Here is a 21,349-nt window from a genome sequence, read left to right on the forward strand (position 1 = left end):
CATCAGCGTTGAACATCAGCCAGTCATTTCAACGACAGTGCAACGACCAGCTGCTTATTTATTGCCCGGTCGGCGCGCCGATCCACGCACCACCAGCTCTGGCACAAACACATTGGTCACTTCCAGCTGATCGTTTTTATAAATATTTTTAAGTAGCCACAACGCCGCCATCTTGCCCATTTCATGAATTGGGTTGTTGACTGTGGTGAGCTTTGGCGAAATGTAACGGGCAAAAGGAATATTATCGTACCCAACAAAAGACAAATCGCCCGGCACTTTCAGGCCACGTTCCAGACAGACCGAAATCGCGCCTGATACCATCTGGTCGTTGGCGCAGACCACTGCACTAAACCGCTGCGCGCTATCGAGCAAATGTTCCATGGCAACCACACCACCATCTTCTTTGTAATCACCTTCGAAGCACAACGAGGGCTTATACACCACGTCAAATTCAGCCAGAGCTTTTTTGTGCCCTTCCAACCGTTCATTGGCGTCGTGTTTACGTTTTGGCCCTGAGACATAAGCAATATCGCGATGACCCAGCTCCAGCACATGGCGGGTCGCCAGATAACCGCCTAGTTCGTTATCAAGATAAATACAACGCTCGCTGATCTCGCTGATATAGCGGTTAATCAGCACAATCGGTGTGGCGCCCTGGCTCAGTTCAATCAGGTATTCATCGGAAACTGCTTCCACATCGAGGATCAAGGCGTCACAGCCGCGCCCCAGCAAAAACTCAACACTGTCAATTTCCTGCGCCGCGTCACTGTGACCCACGGCAATAATCACGTGCTTATTGGCCGCCCGTAGTGCCGATTCAATTTCCGCCATCATCGGACCGTAATATGGACCATCCAGTTGCGACACCAACACGCCAATGCTGTTCGAACTATTCGACGCCAGCGACTGGGCAAAAGTATTAGGGCGATAATCTAGCTCGGCCATCGCCGCCAACACTTTTTGTTTGGTCTTTTCACCGACATTGGTGTTTTTATTCATCACCCGCGACACCGTCGCCAATGAAACACCTGCCCGCTCTGCAACGTCGTAAATGGTAGCCATAAGTCCTTGATCACATAATCGTCACGAAAAGTTGGCGTTAGCTTATCAGCTTTTAAACGGGCACTCTTCTCAAATCCAGACTGATCTGGTCAATTTTTTCATTGGTCAGAATGTACCAACGCATCACAAAGGCCACGACAATGGACCCAATTGCCGGATACAGGCTGAAAGAAATTAAAATGCCTTGTTTAGCGGTATCGGTTTGGGTGACATCGGCCTGATAGCCATAACCCGCCAGCAACCAGCCCGCCGCTGCGCCGCCAATGGCGAGGCCTAGCTTGATAAAAAATACAATCGACGAATACACCATGCCGGTGCTGCGCACGCCGGTTTTCCACTGACCGTAATCAACGGTATCGGCCATTTTCGCCCACAACAATGGTGTACCGGCGTTAAAAAACAGGTTCCACAGAATAAACAGTGCAAACGCCAGTTCTACCTGGTCGGCTGCCACAAAATAACTTGCAATACAAAGGGATGCGGCAATCAGCTGAATACCAATGTACAGTTTCACTTTGCAGAACTTCTTCGCCAACGGCTGCGCCACAATACAACCAACAATACTGCCGACCATGCCGAGCGTAATAAATAAACTAATGCTGCCTGGTAATTCCAGGTAGTACTTCACATAATAAATCGCCAAGGTGTTACGCAGCACCGAGCCGGACAGTAAAAACAGCGCCGCGACCGAAAGTACCCGCCATTGATCATTCTGCCACAGCATTTTGAAATCATTTTTCATACTGCCTTGCGCCGCAGCAGGTGGTTGCACCCGTTCTTTCGTGCCGTAAAAACACGCCAGAAACATCCCAACGCCTAAAATACTCATCGCCAAAATCGTCAGCTGATAACCTTTGGCTTTATCGCCGGCACCAAAATACTCCACCAGCGGTAAGGTACAAGCCGACACCAGCACGCCACCGAGCATCGCAAACACAAAGCGGTAAGACTGCACCGACACCCGCTCTTTTGGATCGGCCGTTAACACACCACCCAAAGCACAATATGGAATATTGATTGCTGTATACACCATCATCAACAAGGTATAAGTGATAAAGGCGTACCACATTTTACCGTTTTCAGAAAAATCCGGTGTGGTAAACGCCAGCACGCTAATCAGGCCAAACGGTAAGGCAAACCACAACAAATAAGGCCGGAATTTACCGTGTTTACTGTTGGTGCGATCGGCAATAGCCCCCATCAACGGATCAGTAATCGCATCAATCACCCGCACCGCTAAAAACATGGTGCCGACAAAAGCCGGTGAAATGCCGAAGATATCAGTGTAAAAAAATGTCAAAAACAACATCACAGTTTGAAACACTATATTGCTGGCGGTATCGCCCAGCCCATAGGCAATTTTTTCTCTTACACTGACCATCATCTTCCCCTGCTTTAACGCCATTTATCATTGTTGTTTTTAGTTTTTTTAGTAGCTTTTTATTATTTTTTGCAGACTATACCCAAAATCATTGAAGATGCGGGTAGGCGGCATCTGAGCGTATCTGGAACGCCAGTCCGACCCAGAGCATAGCAGTCTATGTGACTGGGCCGGGCTGGCGCACCAGTTCGCGAAGGCTGCCAACAACCCCGCATCTTCAAGGATGACGGGTATAGCTGCGGCTGTTGATTAAGTCGCGATACGCCAGACCACTTTGTTTAATCACGCGCTGCTGACTTTGATAATCGACATACACAATACCAAAACGTTTTAAATAACCTTCAGCCCATTCAAAATTGTCCATCAGACTCCAGGCGAAATAACCATCGACCTTGACACCCTGGCGGATAGCGGAATCCAGTGCCAGCAGATGTTGCTGGTAATAACTGACCCGGTCAAGGTCTTGAACCTGACTTTGCACCAGTTTGTCATCCATCGCCGCACCATTTTCGGTGATGTAAATTGGTGGCAGCGTATAAAGCTGATGCAAAGAAACTAATAAATCAGTGAAGGCCTGCGGATAAATTTCCCAGCCAATATCGGTTTTTGGCGCATCAACCATATCGACAGGGGCAAATCCGTTTTCAGCACAAGCCTGATAGACGGTGCGGGTATAAAAATTCACCCCCATAAAATCCAGCGGTGTGCTGATAATGGCAAAATCGCCATCATGGATAGTGGGTTTATCACTATCCGCCAGCAAGGCAAAACTATCCGGATAACAACCATCCAGCACCGGTTTGATATACCACTGATTAAAATAGTCGTCCGCCAGCTGCGCTGCAGCAATATCGGCCGGATCGTCACTCTGCGCGTAACAAGGAGTGAAGTTCAGCACCAGGCCATTCATGGTGTGCGGGCTGTTTTGCTGCAGTACACGTAGCGCCAGGCCGTGCGCTAACAACAAATGATGCGCCGATTGCCGGCCACCGGCTTTACTGCGTAGGCCAGGTGCATGAATGCCGGCTTCATAGCCTAAATATGAACTGCAAAATGGCTCGTTTAAGGTGGCGTAGGAATACACTCTGTCGCCAAAAGCGCGGCTGATTTTGTCGGCATAATCAGCAAATAGATAGGCGGTTTCACGATTGAGCCAACCGCCGTTATCTTCTATATGTTGCGGTAAATCCCAATGATACAAAGTGACAAATGCTTTGATTTGATTTGCTTTCAGTTCATCAAGTAATTGAATATAAAAATCAACACCTTCGGCATTTAAACTGCCGTCCTGATGCATCACCCGCGGCCAGGAAATCGATAATCGGTAAGCGTCGACACCCAGTGATTTAATCAGTTGCACGTCTTCACGCCATAACCGCAAATGGTCGCAGGCAACCAGACCATCTGAGCCATCGCGGATCTTGCCAGGCGTGGCACAAAAAGTATCCCAGATACAAGGCAAACGGCTGTCCGCACCGCCTTCAATCTGAAAGGACGCTGTGGCCACCCCAAACAAAAACTGGTGGGTGTTTAGCTTTGAATCTATTGGTAATTCAATTTTCATAAGTTCACTTCGGCTCTTTTAAAATCTGCACTGGTCAATTGCTTGCACTGAAATTTGTTCTTTTTTAACACAACTGTAAGCGCTTTCAAAGTGTTTCAGCAGTGTAGTTTGCATGCAGGTGATGATCAATCATCCGCTACCCCTTGTTCAGGCTAAAAAGTTGATAAATATATTGGCGGTCAACCGACCTTTGCTGATGGAAGCTGCAATATCGGTCGCCGGATTAACCAGGCTGGAATGTAGTAAATTCCCAGGATATATGACCAAACGGTTTTGCCGGTATTCGAGCTTTTGGTATAACTCAAAATGATCGTTGGTTTCGATACAATAACCTTGTCGCGGTGCGCCAAAGCGGGCTAAATGCTGCTCGGCTGCCTGAAAATACCCGGACTGAGTGGCCGCAGTGATTTTTTCAAATCCGGTCGGCCGATGGCGAAACAAGCCGGTGCCACCATGGGGCTCCGGACTCAAATAATGCAGCAGCGCAAAATAATACGGATCAGTGCTGTCAAAATGCGGTAAACATTGCAGTGGTTTTAAATCCTGTTCTGCAGTGGTGATCAACGAATAATAAATATCCTGCGGCTTGAGTCGTCGCTCGCGCGGCACCTGATAGACCTGGTAAATCAGCTGATACACCGCATCCAGCACTGCAATCACATAAGGCCGCGGCAACATCGCCCGCACGCCGGGGTAATAAGAATGCGCGTCGGTCTGAAAATCAGCGCTAGAAGCATCCGCCAGCAATACCGACAGATCCGCAGCCAGATCATCAATGATCAATATCGGCGTTTGCTGCGCGCCGACATAAATCAACTGCGGTTTTAGAGCGGTATTGATCGCAAAAGCGCGCGCTGCATCACTCGCAAAATCGGTCATGACTCAGACAATCGCCGACTTACAGTAATACTGCAAAAACTCTTGATGCGTTGGGAAATTCTGCACCGTTTTCTGCACATTAGCGGCAATGGTGCCAAGGAAATCCGTTAGTTCACCATCGCTCATCGCATCGACAATCGGGTGATATTGCGCCGGTAAAATCCCTTGACCCATCATCACCTGGATCCAGGAGCTTTCGCCAAATAGCTCCTGCGCAAACTTATACACTTTGCCCGATTGCGCGAATAAATCCATCCGATGCGTCAACGATTCAGGCACCGCCATATCGCGGCAATAACGCCAGAATTTGCTGTCGTCGCGCTGGGTGGCTTTGTAATGCAAAATAATAAAGTCGCGGATATTGTGCATTTCAATCTGCGTTTGTTTATTAAATTCATCCACTTCCGCAGTTTGAATGCCGTTGGATGGAAACATCTGCAACAAGCGCACAATGCTGCGCTGAATAAGGTGAATACTGGTCGATTCCAGCGGTTCTAAAAAGCCACTGGATAAACCAATGGCGATACAGTTTTTATTCCAGTGCTGGTGGCGGGTGCCGGTGCGAAATTTAATCACCCGCGGTTCAATCAACCGTTCCCCTTCAATATTTGCCAGCAACAAAGCTTTGGCTTCATCATCGCTCATAAATTTGCTGCAAAACACCATGCCATTACCTACGCGGCTTTGCAGTGGAATTTTCCACTGCCAGCCCGACGGATGGGCGATTGCGCGGGTATAAGCGACTGGCGATTCAGTGGTTTTAGTTTGCACGGCAATGGCGCTGTCGCAGGGTAAAAAGTGGCTCCAGTCTTCGAAACCGGTATTCAGGGTTTGTTCGATCAATAAGGCCCGAAAGCCGGTGCAATCGATAAATAAATCCCCTTCAATCAGCTCGCCTGACATCAGCTTCAACGCACTGATGTGGCCGTCAGCATGTTGCTGTACTTCGGAAATTTTACCTTCTACCCGCTTCAGACCATGTTGCTCGGCCAGCTTGCGCAGATATTTGGCATAAATCGTCGCATCCATATGATAAGCATGGTTTAAATCCTGATTCGGTAACACCGCAAACCGGCCTTGGCGTGCCGCCAGATGTTCCACACAATAATCGCCAATCTCGCGGGCGATGCCACGTTGCTGTGCTTTGCTCCAAAAATGCTGAAAACCACAGGCCCAACAATCTTTGCCAAGAAAACCAAAGGAGTGCAGATACTTCTGATCGCGTTGCAGCCAGTTTTCAAACATGATCCCCAGCTTAAAAGTAGCGTTGGTAGCGGCCATAAACTCCTGCTCATTGATGCCGAGCAAGCGGTGGAAAATATGCAAGGTTGGAATGGTGGCTTCACCGACGCCAACAGTGCCGATTTCATCCGATTCCACCAGCACCACTTCCAGGTTTTTCCCCAGCAGTTTGCTAATGGCCGCACCGGTCATCCAGCCCGCAGTGCCACCACCGGCGATCACTACTTTTTTAATCGGCCTTTGCGTGTCACTCGCTGCGGCACTGAAATTGACCTGTTGCATGGTTGTCCCCTTGTTTTTAGGCTAACGCTTTAATTTATTCTGTAAATCGGCCCGCAGTTGCCGGGCGCTAAGTTCATCCAGCGGTTTTTGCAGCATGCCTTTGGCAGCTTCAGGCATCGCTGGCTCTGGTGCATCTTCGTGTTCAAAAATGTAATAGTTAAACAGTGCTTGCCAGGCTTGGCGCTGTGCTTTAGGTAAACTGCGCAGGCTTAACATACTATGCAACAAGGCATTGGTTGGCCGCCCCAAATAAGCCGGACTATCGCGCCACCAATGACTGACCAGAATATTCAGCGCGTCGTGCCCCTGCACGTGGTGCCACCACATACTCGGGATAAACAGCACATCGCCCGGTGCTAATGCAGCAATCGACGCCGCTTGTTGCGCCTTGGCAAATCGTGGAAATTGGTCTAAATCCGGGTTCAAAAAATCGACCAGACTGATGTCCTGGCCACCAGGTGCAAACTCCATCGGCCCTGGGTATAAATTCTCGATTTGCTCTGGCGGCAATAAAGTAAAAGTCCGATGTCCGACCACGTTACAAGCCAGGTTTTGTGGAAAATCAAAATGCGCCGGGATCCGCGCCTGATTGCCAAGCCAGACGCTGGTCAGCGGCTGCAACAATAAGTGTGCCAAACTATTGTGCTCAGCGAGCCCGGTAAACCAGCGGTGAATTTCGGTTGAGCCCATATACCAGATAGATGCAGGCTTCCCGGCCGCTTGCTGCTCTGCGCTTTGCTGTAATTGTTTGAACAACAGCGGCAACGGTATTTTGCCCGCCTGATAGTTAAAGCCAGAAAAGTCCGCATTATAGAACACCCGCCCCTGCGTTTCCGGCGCCAGCTGACAGACACTGACCGGCTCGCCCTGCTCAAACTGCAGCAAATAATCGGCAGCAGCGGCGTCAGACACCAGCCCGGCTTGCACCAGCGGCCAGTTCAGACATAAACCTTTTAGAATCAGCGGCGTGGTGCGGTTTTGCAGCAGGTTTTGCAATTCAGGTAACAGCGCCGCACTATCGGTTGCATCGATAGATTCGACTGCAGGCGCCTGTTGTTGCCACAAAGCCAGCCCTTGCATGGCTTAACCCGCCGCCTGCTGTACCAGCTGATTTTTCAGCCGTAATAAAGTACGGACATTCGACTGCGACGCCAGCGCCATATAGATCGCCTGCAAATAACCCCGCTGATGTAAAGCGGTCAAAGCTTCAGCCGACAGCGCCTTTAACTTGTCTTCGTTGATGGTATAGAACCCAATCATCTGATGTTTGGTACCATCGTCCAGCTGCACATCCAGCGCAAAAGCTTCCAGCAACTCCAGCGCCAACAGCTGTTCAACAAACTGCTGACTGTCCTGCAAGCCAAAATGCAAAGTTTCCAACATACCGGCCACTTGTTCCAGATAGGGACTGTTGCCACCAAAAGGTAAAAACAACGCTTCGCCTTGCTCTTTGCTCACGCGCGGATGCTCGACATCAATATGAATCACTCTTTGCTGATGCTCGACACCATCTTCGCGCACAGTTTGCCGACCAATCAAGAATGGCAACCGTAGTACAGATAGCGGAATATAACTGTGCTGCCAGTTATTGGTTTGTAAGAACAGGTTTTCCTGATGACTAAAGCCAAACAACGCCACTGGAAATAATTTACCGGTCTGTTGATCTTTATGGAAAAAAATCGGGTATTGCGCCTGCACACTGCGAAATTCCAGTGGAAACGTTGGCGTAAACCATAAGTTGTCGCCGTATGCCGCGCCGCGTGCGGTGATTACTTTTAATGGCTGATGTTCAACACTGTTCAGTAAGGCAATTTTTGTCATCTCAGATCCCTGTCATTTTAATTTTGTTGTAGTTATGATTTTATCTTCGCAATCTTTTGGTTAAATCGTCGGTAAACCATGCAGGCGGATTTTCTGTAATAAACCGCGATTATCATCCAGAGCTTTCTTTAACGTTTGAATTCGTTGGATATTTTCATTAAATAGCTGCTGTGCTTTGCGTTGCAACGAAGGTTTCTGACTGCCGGATAACTGGGTCTGGAAACCCATCCCATACAATACATACTGATAACTGGCCGCAGGAAATAACACATCGCTGTGGCTAATATCCATGGCTGAAGGTACCTGATATCGCCACAGCCGTAATGCGTCCTGCAACGACGCTGGTATTGACGACGATTCGCGGTGATCATGCCAATAATCGTGATCCGCCCGCTGACTCAGCACATAGTGTAATTTCAAAAATTCGATGATCTGCTGCCAGTGCTGCAAAAATGCTTTATTCAGCCGGGCCGCAACAATGTCCATCACAGCGCGATTGGCCGGTAACTGGCTGCTCAAGGTTTTGGCGGTCCATTCCACCAGCGCCAGAGCAGAAGCTTCCAGTGGCTCGATAAAACCAGCGGCCATGCCAATGGCGATGCAGTTATTTTTCCAGCACAAGGCGCGATGGCCAGGCGCTATGCTGAGTTTACGAAATTCGGCGCTATTCGCTGCTGTTTCGCCGAAATCTGCTGTTAAATAACTGCGTAATTGCTGCTCGGCGGCACTGTCTGAAATGTGTGACGATGAATAAACATGGCCGATGCCACGGCGTGTCGGCAAACCAATATCCCAAATCCAACCACAGCTTTGGGCAGTGGAATGGGTGCAAGAGGCGATGGGTGCGTCGGCAGTCGGATATGGCATTTGCACCGCCAGCGCACTGTCGTTAAACAGCACCTGCTGTTGGCTAATCATTGGCACCTGCAAATGTTCACCAAGCAGTATCGAACGCAGACCGGAGCAATCGATAAACAAATCGCCGGCAATCTCACCGTGCTCGCGGGTCGCGACACTTTTAATATCACCATTCACTTGACTATGAATGGTTAACACATGATCGGCGATGTAGCGGACGCCTAATTTTTCAGTGATGTGTTTCTGCAGTAACTGACTGAATTTACCTGCATTTAAGTGATAACCATAGTTATTGATAAAGCTGTATTCAGCGGTGGCAATTTGTTTTGGCGCCAAGCCCAGTTCCGTCAACTGGAATTGCTGGCACACCGCATCGGCAAAAGCGACGTCCTGCTGATGGGGTAACCAAAATGGACACAGATTTAATTCCTGCTGGCCAATTGGCAAACTAAAGGGGTGTAAGTAGCTGTCCGGTAAAGTGCGATTGGCCGTGGTCTGCCCACGCCAATTGATAAATTTTGAACCTTGTTTAAAGCTGGCCTCACAACAGAGCAAAAACTCGGTTTCGCTGATGCCGATTTTCTGCAACGTTAGCCGCATTGACGGCCAGGTGCCTTCACCGACACCAATAATAGGCACATCGGGTGACTCGATCAGGCTAATAGTCAGTTTGGGAATGGCCGCCAGTACACCCTGATCAGCATTATGTTCCGCTGCCAGTAAACCAGCGGTAATCCAGCCTGCAGCACCGCCGCCGACGATTACAATATTGCGGATTGAGTTGTCCATCGGATGACCTGTGCCATTGATAAAATGCATCAAAATAATCTACAGCATCTGTGTGCAAAGCAACATCTGGGCTGCAGATTAAAGTCATGGCCAGCACCGGCTGACCATGGGCTTTTGCAGTATGTCTGGTGAGAATAGAACCGGACAATCAATGGCTAAAGCATTGAGTATCCGATCCATTCACACCTTGCGCGCTAATGCTTAGAAGCTGTAGCGAGCACCGATACTATAACGGGCACCTGTTTCGACCAGGCTTAACACCTGTTCTTTGGCACGCCCATGTACCCGCATATACTCGTCCGTCACGTTCAGACCTTCCAGGTAAATGGTCAGGCCTTCCACTTGTGGCAGGTCGTAACTAACCGACACATCAATCTGCGAATAGGCTTCGGTGTATTTCGGGTTAGCGCCGGTGTCCTGACCGCGGGAGTTCAGGAACTCGTCACGCCAGTTGTAAGCAATCCGCGCTTGAAAGCCAAAGTTTTCATAAAACACAATGGCGTTGGCGGTATCACTTAAACCGATGAGGGCTGGTTGGTCTTTCAGCAGGAAGTTGTCATAAGTCTGACCACTATCCACAATCGTGTAGTTACCGATCACGCCAAAACCACTCTCACCAAAGGCATGCTGGACGGCCAATTCCCAACCGGTGATCGCTTCAGAGGTATCGCCATTTGAAGGCGTATTGATCTTGAAGTTCATCAGGTTGTCTTCGCCGGATTTACCGCTGATTTTCTTACCGGTGACATCCACTGTTGGATCGTTTGGATAGTTAGCGAAAATCCAGTTACGGATTGCCGCTGCATCAGCGCCGACAGCAGCTAAAGCTTCACGGTATTTCTTACCATCAGCTGGGTTGAAAATACCTGCAATAGTCGTGTCTACCACAATGTTACTAATGAAGTTACTGGTGTCTTTACGGAAATAGCCAACCGACGCATAACTGGTTGGTGAATAGTACCATTCAACCGACAAATCGATGTTTTCCGATTCCAGTGGCAAAAGACTTGGATTACCAGCTGCACCACCGCCACCTGAACGGTTAGCCAACGTGTCCAATACGGTACCGCCCTGGATTGCTTTATAATCCGGCCGGCCGATAGTTTCACTGTAGGCTGCCCGCACCATCACATCGTCAATAACTTCAATGTTAAAGTTCAGATTTGGCAACACATAATCGTAATCACCTTTCAGGTTCTGATAATCACGCTGACCGCTGGCCACTAATGCAATTTCAGTATCTGCTATCCAATTCGCACCGTTATAAGCTGCAACCGCAGCGGTTGAAGATACGTCGGTACTTTCAACCCGCACCCCCACATGCACATCATAAGGGCGGCCTTTGAATTCAGACGCAAAGTTATATTGCACGTATGCCGCTTGCGTCTCTTCTAAGGTGTAACGGTCAGTATCACGCGCATAATCCGTAGTTGGGCAGAAATCAGTACCACAATCGCCAAAACCTTGGTAACCCGCCGGGGTATAAAGTTGTTCGGCACGGTCACGCACCGCATGGAAATCCCAGAAGAAAATCCGGTTTAACAGCTCGTAAGTTTTACCTGGTGCTGCTGAGAAATCGCCTTTGTTGGCAGAGAATTTGTCGTGAATAGTACCAGCCGGGAACCAGCTGTCGTCAAAGTCACCGGCTTTACCGACGCCACCCCAGTCATTACGCTGCACGTTGACCGATTTTGAATGGTTGTCGACATCGGTCAACGAAATACCAAAATCGATACTTCCGGCTTCTTCTAAATCGTAACTTGCTTTGACCTGATACTGGTCGATTTCCGAGCGATTGGTGGAATTACCAAACACACTACCGGTTACCCGCATATCGGATGGCTTGACAGCGTTGCCACCACCCACCGCCAGTGCCGGTAAATCACCACTGAAATCAGTCGCAGCATAAGTCCGGATAAAACCGGCAGTACTTAAGGTGTTGTTAGAACCAAAGATATTGTTTGGTTTGATTTCGGCGTCCGATTGATGCGCGTCAAAATTAACTTTTAACCGATCAGTTGGCTGCCATTCCAGATTTAAGCCTAAAGAACCACTTTCGTTGCGCACGCCAAAATCACCGGCACCCATCGATAAGTCGGCAGGAGTGGCGTAATTTTCAGCGTAAATCAGTGGTGACGAAATTGGACCATCAGTCCAAACGTTTTGCGAAGGCGCAAAAGTAAACCAGGCCGAAACATCATTGTATTGAGTGTCCACGTCATTACGCATGTAGGTGTAATCAAGCGTGGCCTTGATGGAATCGTTTGGACTGTATTGCAACACCAGTTGACCGTTGGTACGAACCCGCTGTTGTTCTTCAAATTTGTAGATAGTGGTTTGTGGTACTGAATAAATATCCGCTGGGCCTGGACGATTGACCTGGCCGGTTTGTGGCACACCGCCCCACTCGCCGGTACCTGCGTCATAGTTGTCATCAGCTTTGCCTAAAAAGCTGCGCCAGCCGGTGCCAACATTGGCCTGTTGGTTACCACTTTCACGCTCCTGATAACTACCGGAAACCATCACACCGAATTTATTGTCATCAAAAGTGTTTGAATATAAACCAGAAAATTCCGGTGTCGCCGAGCCGGTTTCAGTTGATTTATCGTCAACCATCGCCACGTTGGCAATTGCCTTCATGCCTGGCGAGTTTAACGGCCGTAAGGTTTCAACATTGATAGTAGAACCGATACCACCGGTTGGATTGGCGGCGTAAGCTGTTTTGTGAACCTGGACACCGCTGATCGAATCAGACGCAATGTTGGCAAAATCAAAAGAACGCGAACCGGTCGTAACCGGCATTTGACGGCCATTTAACGTAACTAAGTTAAAATCCGGGCCAAAACCCCGCACTGAAACTTTACTACCTTCACCATTGACCCGGTCAATCGACACACCGGCAATTCGCTGCAGCGATTCAGCTAAGTTAGTATCCGGGAATTTACCAATATCTTCAGCGGAAATAGCATCGACTACCCCGTCGGAAGAACGTTTGATATCCATGGCTTTAATTAAGCTGCCACGGATACCGGTGACGGCAATCACTTCAATTTTGTCGGATTTTTTCGCGGTATCCGTGCCCACGGCATCCTGCGCCTGTGCTGGCAGCATAGTTCCCACACCCAACACCAAGGACAAACTGGTGGCGAGTCTGGTCTTTCTAAATGTTATCGGTTTCATTCTGTAATCCCTGTCGACTGTGTTATGGCTACTATTTTTATAAGTGCGTTGTTTTGTTGAGCGCCGACCAGGTTGTAAACAGACTTCAAACAACTAACTGTAAGCGCTTACACAACTTAGGTGATTTTGATTCTGGCGTCAATACGCCACCGGGGGAAAGTTCCGCTTGCACCGAAAAAAAGCAGGGATACTGACAAGAAAAAACCATAATCCGAGGTATAGGATCACGGTCTATCTGCATGATTTATATGAATTTAAGATAAGTTAAAAAATTTCATCAGCCATGAGCAAAAATCTGTCATTTGCCACAAAAAGCAGCAACCGCGCCACGGATGCGCCAGAATGGTTCAACAGTTGCGCTGCCAACTGGCAGGCGGTTGCCACTGCTCCACCCAATCAAACACCGCTGCAGCGGGCATTGGTTTTGCGATCGCGTACCCCTGCGCCAGTTGATAACCAAGTTGCAATAATTTCACTCCGTGGCGCTCGGTTTCGACACCTTCAGCAATAATTTCCAGTGCAAATGCCTGTGCCAGCGCCAGAATACCCTGCAAGATCGGCAGGTCGTCATCATCAATGGTGATATCACGGACAAAACTCTGATCGACCTTCAGCAAATGCAGCGGCAGTTTTTTCAGATAGGACAACGACGAATAACCGGTGCCAAAATCATCCAGCGCAAAGGTCACCCCAAGTTCACTGCACTGTTGCATGATAGTGCTGACCAGACTGATATCTTCCAGCGCGCTGGATTCAAGAATTTCCAGTTCCACCAGCCCGCTAATTTGTGGCTGTGGCAGTAATAACGCCGACAATTGCCCGACAAATCCGGCGCTTTGCAGATGATTGGCGGCAATATTGATACTAAGCGGCAAGGTTAAGCCTTGTTGCTGCCAAAGCACCAATTGTGAAATAGCGTTGGTCACCACCCATTGCCCCAGTAAAATGCCAACCGGATGTTGTTCCAGCTGCGGTAAAAACAACGCCGGTGCCAATAAACCCCGCTGCGGGTGTTGCCAGCGCACCAGCGCTTCATAGCCAATCACCTGTCCGGTGTGCATATTTACTTTGGGCTGGTAATAGAGCACAAACTGTTGCAACGAAATGCCCAGTCGGATTTCTTCGATTTGCTGATGATAACCACGCAGCAACTCTTCCTGCGCCGCATCAAAACACTGATAGCGGTTTTTACCGCCTTGTTTTGCCAGATACATCGCCTGATCGGCCTGTCGTAACAACTGATCAGCTTCCAGCGGTTGCCGTTGTGGATAAAAAGTAACGCCAATACTGCCGGACAATTGCAGCGAATATTCATCGAGTTGCAGTGGCTGCTGTAGTTGTTGCAGCAGCAGCGACAATAACTCAGTGCCTTCGTCCTGACTTTTCAACCCATTCAGCAACACCACAAACTCATCACCACCAAACCTGGCCAGCATATCCTGTGGCCGCATCAATTGTTGCAACCGCGCCGCCAGCAGTTGCAACACCTGATCGCCAAGCGCATGCCCATAACGATCATTAATCACTTTAAAGCCGTCTAAATCCAGATAGGCCAAACCTATTAATGCTGCGGGTTTACGGCGGATCGCCTGCTCCAACGTTTGCAGCAATAACAATCGATTGGCCAGACCGGTGAGTGCATCGTAATGCGCCAGATGTTCCAACCGGTGCTGCACTAACGCCCGTTTTTCATCCATCTGCATCAGCCGTTGTTCGGTTTTCGCCAACCAGCCTAAAACGGTATCTTGTCTTGCTGCGTCAACTTCAATTGGCTTTCCTTGCAATTCTGAACCTAAGGCACTGATATATTGATATAAAACCGGCAGTGAAGTACCAAGTACCGCGCTGAAATAGCGGCGGATTTGCCACAATAAATACAACAGCCAACAGCCAATGGCGACAAACAAATAGCGAGCGGCATCGGCCACAATCATTGCCTGCTGCAAGTCATTGGTACTTCGAATATCAATCATCTGATAAAACTGATCGATGGGCTGCATAATACCGGCTTTGGCTTGGTGGTAACGTTGGTCGAACAACATCGCCACCGCTTGGCGGTTCAGCTCCAAAGCTTCCGGCGCGGGCATAGTGCGGGCCTGTTCGTGCAACTGCATGGCTTTAAATTCAATTTTGGTTAAATCGTCCGAATACCCTTTGGCCTCCGCCAGTTTTGCGAACTCAGCAGCGGTAAAACCGGCTTGTTGCATCAATACCAGTAAAGGAACTGCAGGTTCGGATGGCCGTGGCCGCATCGCATCTTCAGTGACTAAATCCCAATACACCCGCTGATAAAACCTTGGTCTTGGCGCTTTGCCATCGCGAATGGCCATAATTTCCTGAAAATGCGCTTTATAACGTGACTCGCCGGTCACCACGTAACTGCGAACCATCCGGGTTAAATCGTCAGAGGATTGGCGCAAAATATCTGCCAGTACAAAGGAGTTTAGTCGTTGCTGATTCGCCGCATCGATGGCGCGTTCGGTGCTGACATACCAGAAAAAGCTGGTGACAAAACCGGCTAGGACCACCAGCGTCAGTCGAAACAAAAATTGCAAACGCGACAACTGTTTACTGGCAGCAGACAAAGCAGGTTCTCCAACTCAATGCCAAAAAATGGTCCAGCTTCCAGTGTAGCCGTTGCAGACAAAAACTACATGCACAGACAATTTGAAATCTGCGGGTCGGCAAGCGACGCCAGTCAAGGTACAATCCGGACAGTTTTAGTTTTCTGAGTCTTTTTCTGATGTCCAATTCCACCAGCCAACAACCCGCAGCGACGATGCAGATTGACCACAGTTACGCCGGTCTGCCCGAAGTTTTATTTGAACTGTGCGCGCCGACGCCGGTTGCCGCGCCGCGTTGGCTGGCGTTTAACCATCCGTTAGCAGCCGAATTGGGTTTTGATCCGGCATTGGCCGAAACCGCCGCCGGTTTGCAACTCCTTGCTGGTAACCAACTACCTGGCTGGACCAAACCACTGGCCCAAGCCTATAGCGGCCATCAGTTTGGCCATTTATCGCCGAGACTAGGTGATGGCAGGGCCTTGTTACTGGCTGAAATCATCGATAAACAACAACGCCGGCGTGATATTCAACTCAAAGGCGCGGGCCCGACACCCTATTCCCGCCGCGGTGATGGCCGTTCGGCGCTCGGCCCGGTGATCCGCGAATATCTGGTCAGCGAAGCGATGTTTGCGCTGGGCGTTCCGACCAGTCGTGCCTTGGCGGCGGTGATCACCGGCGAAACGGTGTATCGCGACCAACCCAAGCCGGGCGGCATTTTGACGCGGGTTGCCGCTAGTCATATCCGGATTGGCACTTTTCAGTTTGCCAGCATGTTGCAGGATGGCAGTTCCCTGAAAAGTTTGGCCGATTATGTGATCAATCGTCATTATCCGGCGTGTGCAGATACGCCACAGCCATATCTGGCCTTATTAAACCAGGTGATCCGCGCTCAAGCCGCACTGGTCGCACAGTGGATGAGCCTTGGTTTTATTCACGGGGTGATGAACACCGACAATATGTCGGTCAGCGGTGAAACCATTGATTACGGCCCTTGCGCTTTTATCGACCAGTTTGACCTTAATACAGTGTTTAGCTCGATTGATCAGCAAGGCCGCTACGCCTATCGCAATCAACCGATGATTGCGCAGTGGAACCTGGCCCGGCTGGCTGAAGCTTTGTTGCCGTTGCTGGCTGAGTCCGAAGCCAAGGCCGTTGAACTCGCAACCGCCGCACTCAATGAATTCCCGGAGGTATATTACCAAGCCTGGCAAGACCGGATGAGCGCGAAGTTGGGTTTAGCATCCACCGCTGCGGCCAAAGCGCTGGCTGAACAATTGCTGCAGCTGCTGGCCGCCAACAACGTCGATTTTACGATTTTTTTCAGAAAGTTAGCCTTTGCCGTCAGCGATACGACCGATCCACAAGGGCCCGCAGCACTGTTTGCCGATCAGCAAAGCTGGCTGGTGTGGGCAGCGCAGTGGCAACAGCAGTTAAGCGGCGATCCGGCGGCAATTCAGCACAGCATGAACGCGGTAAATCCGTATTTTATTCCACGAAATCATCAGATTGAACTCATTATCAGTCAAGTAACTGAACATAATGATTTCACGTTATTTCAGCAATTTGCCCGGGATTTAACCATGCCTTTTACTGAAACTACCGACAATCAACGCTGGTCGGCAACAGCGCCGGTATCAGATGTGCCGTACCGGACTTTTTGTGGCACTTAGTGGTCGGTACATAAAGATTTAACGAAGTTCAGTTTTTGCCAGCCGCGAACTGGCCGATTGGTGTTTTCATCTGCTAACTTTGATCTAATCAATGCATCAAAGCCTGCATGGCTGAGTACATCATGAGCACCAACCACTCTGCATTTTCGCAAAAACTCCTTGAATTTATTGATGTTTGTAACGATGGCTACGCTATTTTAACCGCCGATGACAAGCTGCTTGGCTGCAATCAGGCGTTCGCCGATATTTTCTATCAAGAGTATCGCACCATGCAGGGCATTCATTTTGACGAGCTGATGCGCCGCTCTTTTGTCGAGCGCAAAGGCATCCGTATCGAAGCCGCAAATATCGATCTTTGGTTACAAGAAGCGCATCAACGCCGTCGCCAGAACCCATTCCGGTTATTCGAAGTGGACCTTATAGATGGCCGCTGGTTTTTAATGTCAGAACAACTATTGCCAACTGGCGAAATGTTGTTGCAGGCCAAAGAAATTACCAAGCAAAAAGTCCTTGAAGATCAACTGCATTCACGGGTAGCAACCCTGAGCGAACTAGCGCTGACTGATGAGCTGACCAAAGTTGCCAACCGGCGCTGTTTTGTCGAATCCACCAATACCGAACTAGGGCGTTGTCAGCGTCAGGATCTTCCTTCTGCTCTGCTATTACTGGATTTGGACTTTTTTAAATCAGTCAACGACTTATATGGTCATCAGGCCGGTGACGAAGTGTTAAAGGCCACCGCCAACCGCATTAAAAAAGCCTTACGGGAATACGATATTTTTGGCCGCATTGGCGGTGAAGAATTTGCAGTATTTTTATCGGAAACCAGCCCACAAACCGCATTGCAAGTAGCCGAACGGGTTCGCTCGTTATTGGCCAGTTTCCCCATCAAAGCCGGACCGGTCGAACTCTGTATCACCGTCTCGATTGGCATCGCCTTGTGCAAAGGCGACAGCACTTTTGAAGACTTATATACCCAGGCCGATTCAGCTTTATACGCTGCAAAGCGCAATGGCCGTAACCGTGCAGAATTGTACAAATTACTGGGCGACGATTAAATTATCGAAGCGGCAATCCCATCTTCCGAGATTAACGCTGGCAACAAAAAATTTAATCACTTTAAATTCAAATCGTTAACTACAGAATGGCAAAAAACCAAAAATAAAACTTGCACAATAATAGTTATCGCAATAATATTATATCACACCCTGATGACGACCACAGTGTGACAGCAGATTGCTGATGTGGTGCACGTAACAGGAATGCAGGAACCAATTTTTTTAACCGTTAAATTATCGCGATAACAGTTATCGCTAACAAACCCAGGAGATATATCATGCAAGTAATTTATAAAGCAACCGTAACCAGTACTTCAGGTCGTGATGGTCGCGCTGTTTCTAGCGACAACTTTTTAGATGTCAAACTGTCGACACCACGTGAATTAGGCGGTGCCGGTGGTGAAGCAACCAATCCTGAACAATTGTTCGCCGCAGGTTATTCAGCTTGTTTTTTAAGTGCGATTAAATATGTCGCTGGCCAAAGCAAAATTGCGTTGACTGCAGATAGCAGCGTTCGGGCAGAAGTAGGTATCGGCCAAATTCCAGGTGGTTTTGGTTTGGATGTTGAACTATTTATCAATTTGCCTGGCATCGCTGACGCAGTGGCTGATGACTTAATCGCCAAAGCGCATCAGGTGTGTCCTTACTCAAACGCCACCCGCAACTCATTAAAAGTTCGGTTAACGTTAGTATAAACACCATTTTATACTGATTTATTTAATCATTAACTTATCGCGATAACTGTAACTGCAAATGTGATTCGGGCACTGCGTTTTAGCAGCGGCCCGACACACATTCGCAACTGCAAACTGGCTATTCCAGGCTCGCGACAGCAACCATTTTCAACGAGGAGCATCGAATGAAACTTTTAAACCGTACTTTCCGCCGCAGCATGTTGGCTTTCACTCTGGTGTCAGCTGTCGCAAGCCCGAGCATATTTGCAGCAGAAACAGTCACTTCCGCTACAGAATTACCAAGAGTTGAACAAACTACAGCCGCTTTTTTAAATGCACTGGCACAAGGCGGTGACACACCGCTGGAACAACTGAGTCCAAAAGATGCGCGTGCCGTGTTAAGTGGCGCGCAGGCCGGTGCCAAATTACCGGCAGCAAATGTCAGTGAAAAATGGATTACCCTGAATGGCGAAAAACTGAAGCTGGTGATAGTCCGGCCAGCCGGCAGCACAGGTACCCTCCCCGCTTTTATGTTCTTCCACGGTGGTGGTTGGGTGTTGGGTGATTTTCCAACCCATGAACGCTTGATCCGTGATTTAGTCAGCCGCTCTGGTGCTGCTGCTGTGTATGTTGATTACACACCGTCACCGGAAGCCAAATACCCAACCGCCATTAATCAGGCTTATGCCGCAACACAGTGGGTTGCCGAACATGGCGCAGAAATTCAGGTTGATGGTCAGCGTCTGGCAGTGGCCGGCAACAGTGTCGGCGGTAATATGGCGGCAGTTGTTGCACTGAAAGCCAAAGCAGCCGGGACACCAAAACTGAAATTCCAGTTATTGTTATGGCCGGTGACTGATGCCAACTTTGACAATGCCTCGTACCAGCATTTTCAACAAGGTTATTTTTTAAGCCGCAACATGATGCGCTGGTTCTGGGACAGCTACACCACCAATCCGGCAGAGCGTTCCGAGATTTATGCCTCGCCACTGCGTGCCAGCATTGACCAACTGAAAGGTCTGCCACCAGCATTAGTGCAGACTGCTGAACTGGATGTACTGCGCGATGAAGGTGAAGCATATGCGGTGAAACTGAATCAGGCTGGCGTGAAAGTGACTTCGGTGCGCTACAACGGCATGATCCACGATTTCGGTCTGCTGAATGTGCTGAGTGAAGTGCCGGCAGTGAAAATGCAGTTGGACCAGGCGGGTCAGGCATTGAAGGTGCACCTGCAATAATCAGCAAACGATTTGTTTGCTAAGCAATAAATGACCTTTCCCGCCACAGCAGCCTCCAACTTCATGGGGCTGCTTTTTCCCGTTTATGGCAAGTCGCATTTTTGCTGATTATCCGGTACTGTGGTTATTTCAGGGTCAACCACGTATCGAACAACGCAACCCGACATCGCCATAAGAAGGTCAACTATGTCATTCAAATCGTTTATTTTACTTAGCTTTTCGCTGGCATTGCCCGTCGCCGCAACACCTCAACTTGAACTGTTGTGGCACACCAAAGATCTACGGATCCCTGAATCGGTATTACTAGGCACTGCAGCGAAAGCTCCAACGCTGTTTGTATCGGAAATTGAAGGTCAGGGTAATGCGGCTGATGGTCAGGGTGGTATTGCTTTATTAAACGTCGATGGCAGTATCCGTCAGCAAAACTGGCTGCGTGGTCTCAATGCACCCAAAGGTTTGGCCAGCTTTCAGGGCAAACTTTACGTCGCCGATCTAACCGAGCTGGTGGTGATCGATATCGAAACCGCCAAAGTGCTGGAAAAAATCAGTGCGCCCGACTCGGTGTTTCTGAATGATGTAGCAGTTGACTCACAAGGGACTGTTTATGTGTCCGATACCCGCAAAAACCGGCTGTACCGGTTGCAGCAGAATAAACTCAGCCCTTGGCTGGAAAATGTTGAAGCAGCCAACGGCCTGACTTTTGTTGGCGAACAGCTGTTTATCGGGGCGGGCGATAAACTGTTTAAAGCAGACGGCCAAGGTAATTTAACCACTGTTGCCCAAGGATTTGCTGAGCGCGCCGATGGTGTTGAACATGTTGGTAATGGCGATTTTATTGTGAGTTGCTGGGCGGGATTAGTCTATTACGTGCATGCCGATGGCAAGCTCGACTTATTGCTCGACAACCGGCCGCACAATCTCAATACCGCCGATATTGGCTGGGATAGCACCAAACAAATTCTGTATGTACCGACTTTTTTGGGCAATTCAGTGCAGGCTTATCAGCTGAAAAAGCCTAAACATAATGGGTAGATCCTGCATAAAATAAATTTTACAGCTGCTGCAATTGATACCCAAAATCATTGGA

General features: G+C 49.1%; 15 protein-coding genes. 5 read left to right on the forward strand and 10 right to left on the reverse strand.

The annotated features are described in order from the left end of the window. Window positions 1-54 precede the first annotated feature (54 nt). The 10 genes from A5320_RS11725 to A5320_RS11770 form a co-directional block, all read right to left on the reverse strand. Window positions 55-1,062, reverse strand: coding sequence for a LacI family DNA-binding transcriptional regulator (locus tag A5320_RS11725; protein ID WP_068064538.1), 1,008 nt, complete (start codon window positions 1,060-1,062; stop codon window positions 55-57). A gap of 52 nt (window positions 1,063-1,114) precedes the next feature. Beyond that, the gene (locus A5320_RS11730) at window positions 1,115-2,443 is read right to left on the reverse strand and encodes a glycoside-pentoside-hexuronide (GPH):cation symporter (RefSeq protein WP_068064987.1); all 1,329 of its coding nucleotides are present in this window, start codon (window positions 2,441-2,443) and stop codon (window positions 1,115-1,117) included. A 217-nt stretch (window positions 2,444-2,660) separates the two neighbouring features. Next, window positions 2,661-4,007, reverse strand: a complete 1,347-nt coding sequence (locus A5320_RS11735; protein ID WP_068064541.1) for a GH1 family beta-glucosidase — start codon at window positions 4,005-4,007, stop codon at window positions 2,661-2,663. Window positions 4,008-4,154: 147 nt separating this feature from the next. Then, window positions 4,155-4,886 (reverse strand): DUF6445 family protein, encoded by a 732-nt coding sequence (locus A5320_RS11740; RefSeq protein ID WP_068064542.1) that lies wholly within the window; start codon window positions 4,884-4,886, stop codon window positions 4,155-4,157. Between the two features lie 3 nt (window positions 4,887-4,889). Continuing rightward, on the reverse strand, window positions 4,890-6,410 hold the full coding sequence (locus tag A5320_RS11745) for a tryptophan halogenase family protein (protein ID WP_068064547.1): 1,521 nt from the start codon (window positions 6,408-6,410) through the stop codon (window positions 4,890-4,892). A 21-nt stretch (window positions 6,411-6,431) separates the two neighbouring features. After that, a complete protein-coding gene (locus A5320_RS11750) occupies window positions 6,432-7,490 on the reverse strand; it encodes a cupin-like domain-containing protein (protein WP_082971698.1) in 1,059 nt (352 codons plus the stop codon). A 3-nt stretch (window positions 7,491-7,493) separates the two neighbouring features. Further along, a complete protein-coding gene (locus A5320_RS11755) occupies window positions 7,494-8,231 on the reverse strand; it encodes a SapC family protein (RefSeq protein ID WP_068064550.1) in 738 nt (245 codons plus the stop codon). A 60-nt stretch (window positions 8,232-8,291) separates the two neighbouring features. Continuing rightward, window positions 8,292-9,878 carry a tryptophan halogenase family protein gene (locus tag A5320_RS11760; protein ID WP_068064989.1) on the reverse strand — a complete coding sequence of 529 codons (1,587 nt, stop codon included), beginning with the start codon at window positions 9,876-9,878 and terminating at the stop codon, window positions 8,292-8,294. Between the two features lie 201 nt (window positions 9,879-10,079). Beyond that, on the reverse strand, window positions 10,080-13,058 hold the full coding sequence (locus A5320_RS11765) for a TonB-dependent receptor (RefSeq protein ID WP_068064556.1): 2,979 nt from the start codon (window positions 13,056-13,058) through the stop codon (window positions 10,080-10,082). 347 nt (window positions 13,059-13,405) lie between these two features. Then, window positions 13,406-15,643 carry a putative bifunctional diguanylate cyclase/phosphodiesterase gene (locus tag A5320_RS11770; RefSeq protein WP_068064559.1) on the reverse strand — a complete coding sequence of 746 codons (2,238 nt, stop codon included), beginning with the start codon at window positions 15,641-15,643 and terminating at the stop codon, window positions 13,406-13,408. A gap of 158 nt (window positions 15,644-15,801) precedes the next feature. Between A5320_RS11770 and A5320_RS11775 the strand changes: the two genes are divergently transcribed. The 5 genes from A5320_RS11775 to A5320_RS11795 all read left to right on the forward strand — a co-directional run bounded on the left by A5320_RS11775 (window position 15,802) and on the right by A5320_RS11795 (window position 21,294). Beyond that, complete coding sequence (locus tag A5320_RS11775; RefSeq protein ID WP_082971699.1) at window positions 15,802-17,292, forward strand: protein adenylyltransferase SelO; 1,491 nt, start codon at window positions 15,802-15,804, stop codon at window positions 17,290-17,292. A gap of 122 nt (window positions 17,293-17,414) precedes the next feature. Next, window positions 17,415-18,350, forward strand: a complete 936-nt coding sequence (locus A5320_RS11780) for a GGDEF domain-containing protein (protein ID WP_068064566.1) — start codon at window positions 17,415-17,417, stop codon at window positions 18,348-18,350. A gap of 278 nt (window positions 18,351-18,628) precedes the next feature. Continuing rightward, window positions 18,629-19,045: an organic hydroperoxide resistance protein gene (locus A5320_RS11785; protein ID WP_068064569.1), complete on the forward strand. Its 417-nt coding sequence runs from the start codon at window positions 18,629-18,631 to the stop codon at window positions 19,043-19,045. Window positions 19,046-19,209: 164 nt separating this feature from the next. After that, window positions 19,210-20,262: an alpha/beta hydrolase gene (locus tag A5320_RS11790; RefSeq protein ID WP_082971700.1), complete on the forward strand. Its 1,053-nt coding sequence runs from the start codon at window positions 19,210-19,212 to the stop codon at window positions 20,260-20,262. 186 nt (window positions 20,263-20,448) lie between these two features. After that, window positions 20,449-21,294: an SMP-30/gluconolactonase/LRE family protein gene (locus tag A5320_RS11795; protein WP_068064572.1), complete on the forward strand. Its 846-nt coding sequence runs from the start codon at window positions 20,449-20,451 to the stop codon at window positions 21,292-21,294. Window positions 21,295-21,349 lie beyond the last annotated feature (55 nt).

It is taken from the genome of Rheinheimera sp. SA_1, assembly GCF_001669775.1.
GTDB lineage: Bacteria > Pseudomonadota > Gammaproteobacteria > Enterobacterales > Alteromonadaceae > Pararheinheimera.

Bases quoted from the DNA above. Each gene is read 5' to 3' on its own strand.
- A5320_RS11735 (WP_068064541.1), bottom strand. From the start codon at position 4,007: ATGAAAATTGAATTACCAATAGATTCAAAGCTAAACACCCACCAGTTT.
- A5320_RS11725 (WP_068064538.1), bottom strand. From the start codon at position 1,062: ATGGCTACCATTTACGACGTTGCAGAGCGGGCAGGTGTTTCATTGGCG.
- A5320_RS11780 (WP_068064566.1), top strand. From the start codon at position 17,415: ATGAGCACCAACCACTCTGCATTTTCGCAAAAACTCCTTGAATTTATT.
- A5320_RS11745 (WP_068064547.1), bottom strand. From the start codon at position 6,410: ATGCAACAGGTCAATTTCAGTGCCGCAGCGAGTGACACGCAAAGGCCG.
- A5320_RS11785 (WP_068064569.1), top strand. From the start codon at position 18,629: ATGCAAGTAATTTATAAAGCAACCGTAACCAGTACTTCAGGTCGTGAT.
- A5320_RS11760 (WP_068064989.1), bottom strand. From the start codon at position 9,878: ATGGACAACTCAATCCGCAATATTGTAATCGTCGGCGGCGGTGCTGCA.
- A5320_RS11765 (WP_068064556.1), bottom strand. From the start codon at position 13,058: ATGAAACCGATAACATTTAGAAAGACCAGACTCGCCACCAGTTTGTCC.
- A5320_RS11730 (WP_068064987.1), bottom strand. From the start codon at position 2,443: ATGGTCAGTGTAAGAGAAAAAATTGCCTATGGGCTGGGCGATACCGCC.
- A5320_RS11755 (WP_068064550.1), bottom strand. From the start codon at position 8,231: ATGACAAAAATTGCCTTACTGAACAGTGTTGAACATCAGCCATTAAAA.
- A5320_RS11775 (WP_082971699.1), top strand. From the start codon at position 15,802: ATGTCCAATTCCACCAGCCAACAACCCGCAGCGACGATGCAGATTGAC.
- A5320_RS11750 (WP_082971698.1), bottom strand. From the start codon at position 7,490: ATGCAAGGGCTGGCTTTGTGGCAACAACAGGCGCCTGCAGTCGAATCT.
- A5320_RS11795 (WP_068064572.1), top strand. From the start codon at position 20,449: ATGTCATTCAAATCGTTTATTTTACTTAGCTTTTCGCTGGCATTGCCC.
- A5320_RS11740 (WP_068064542.1), bottom strand. From the start codon at position 4,886: ATGACCGATTTTGCGAGTGATGCAGCGCGCGCTTTTGCGATCAATACC.
- A5320_RS11790 (WP_082971700.1), top strand. From the start codon at position 19,210: ATGAAACTTTTAAACCGTACTTTCCGCCGCAGCATGTTGGCTTTCACT.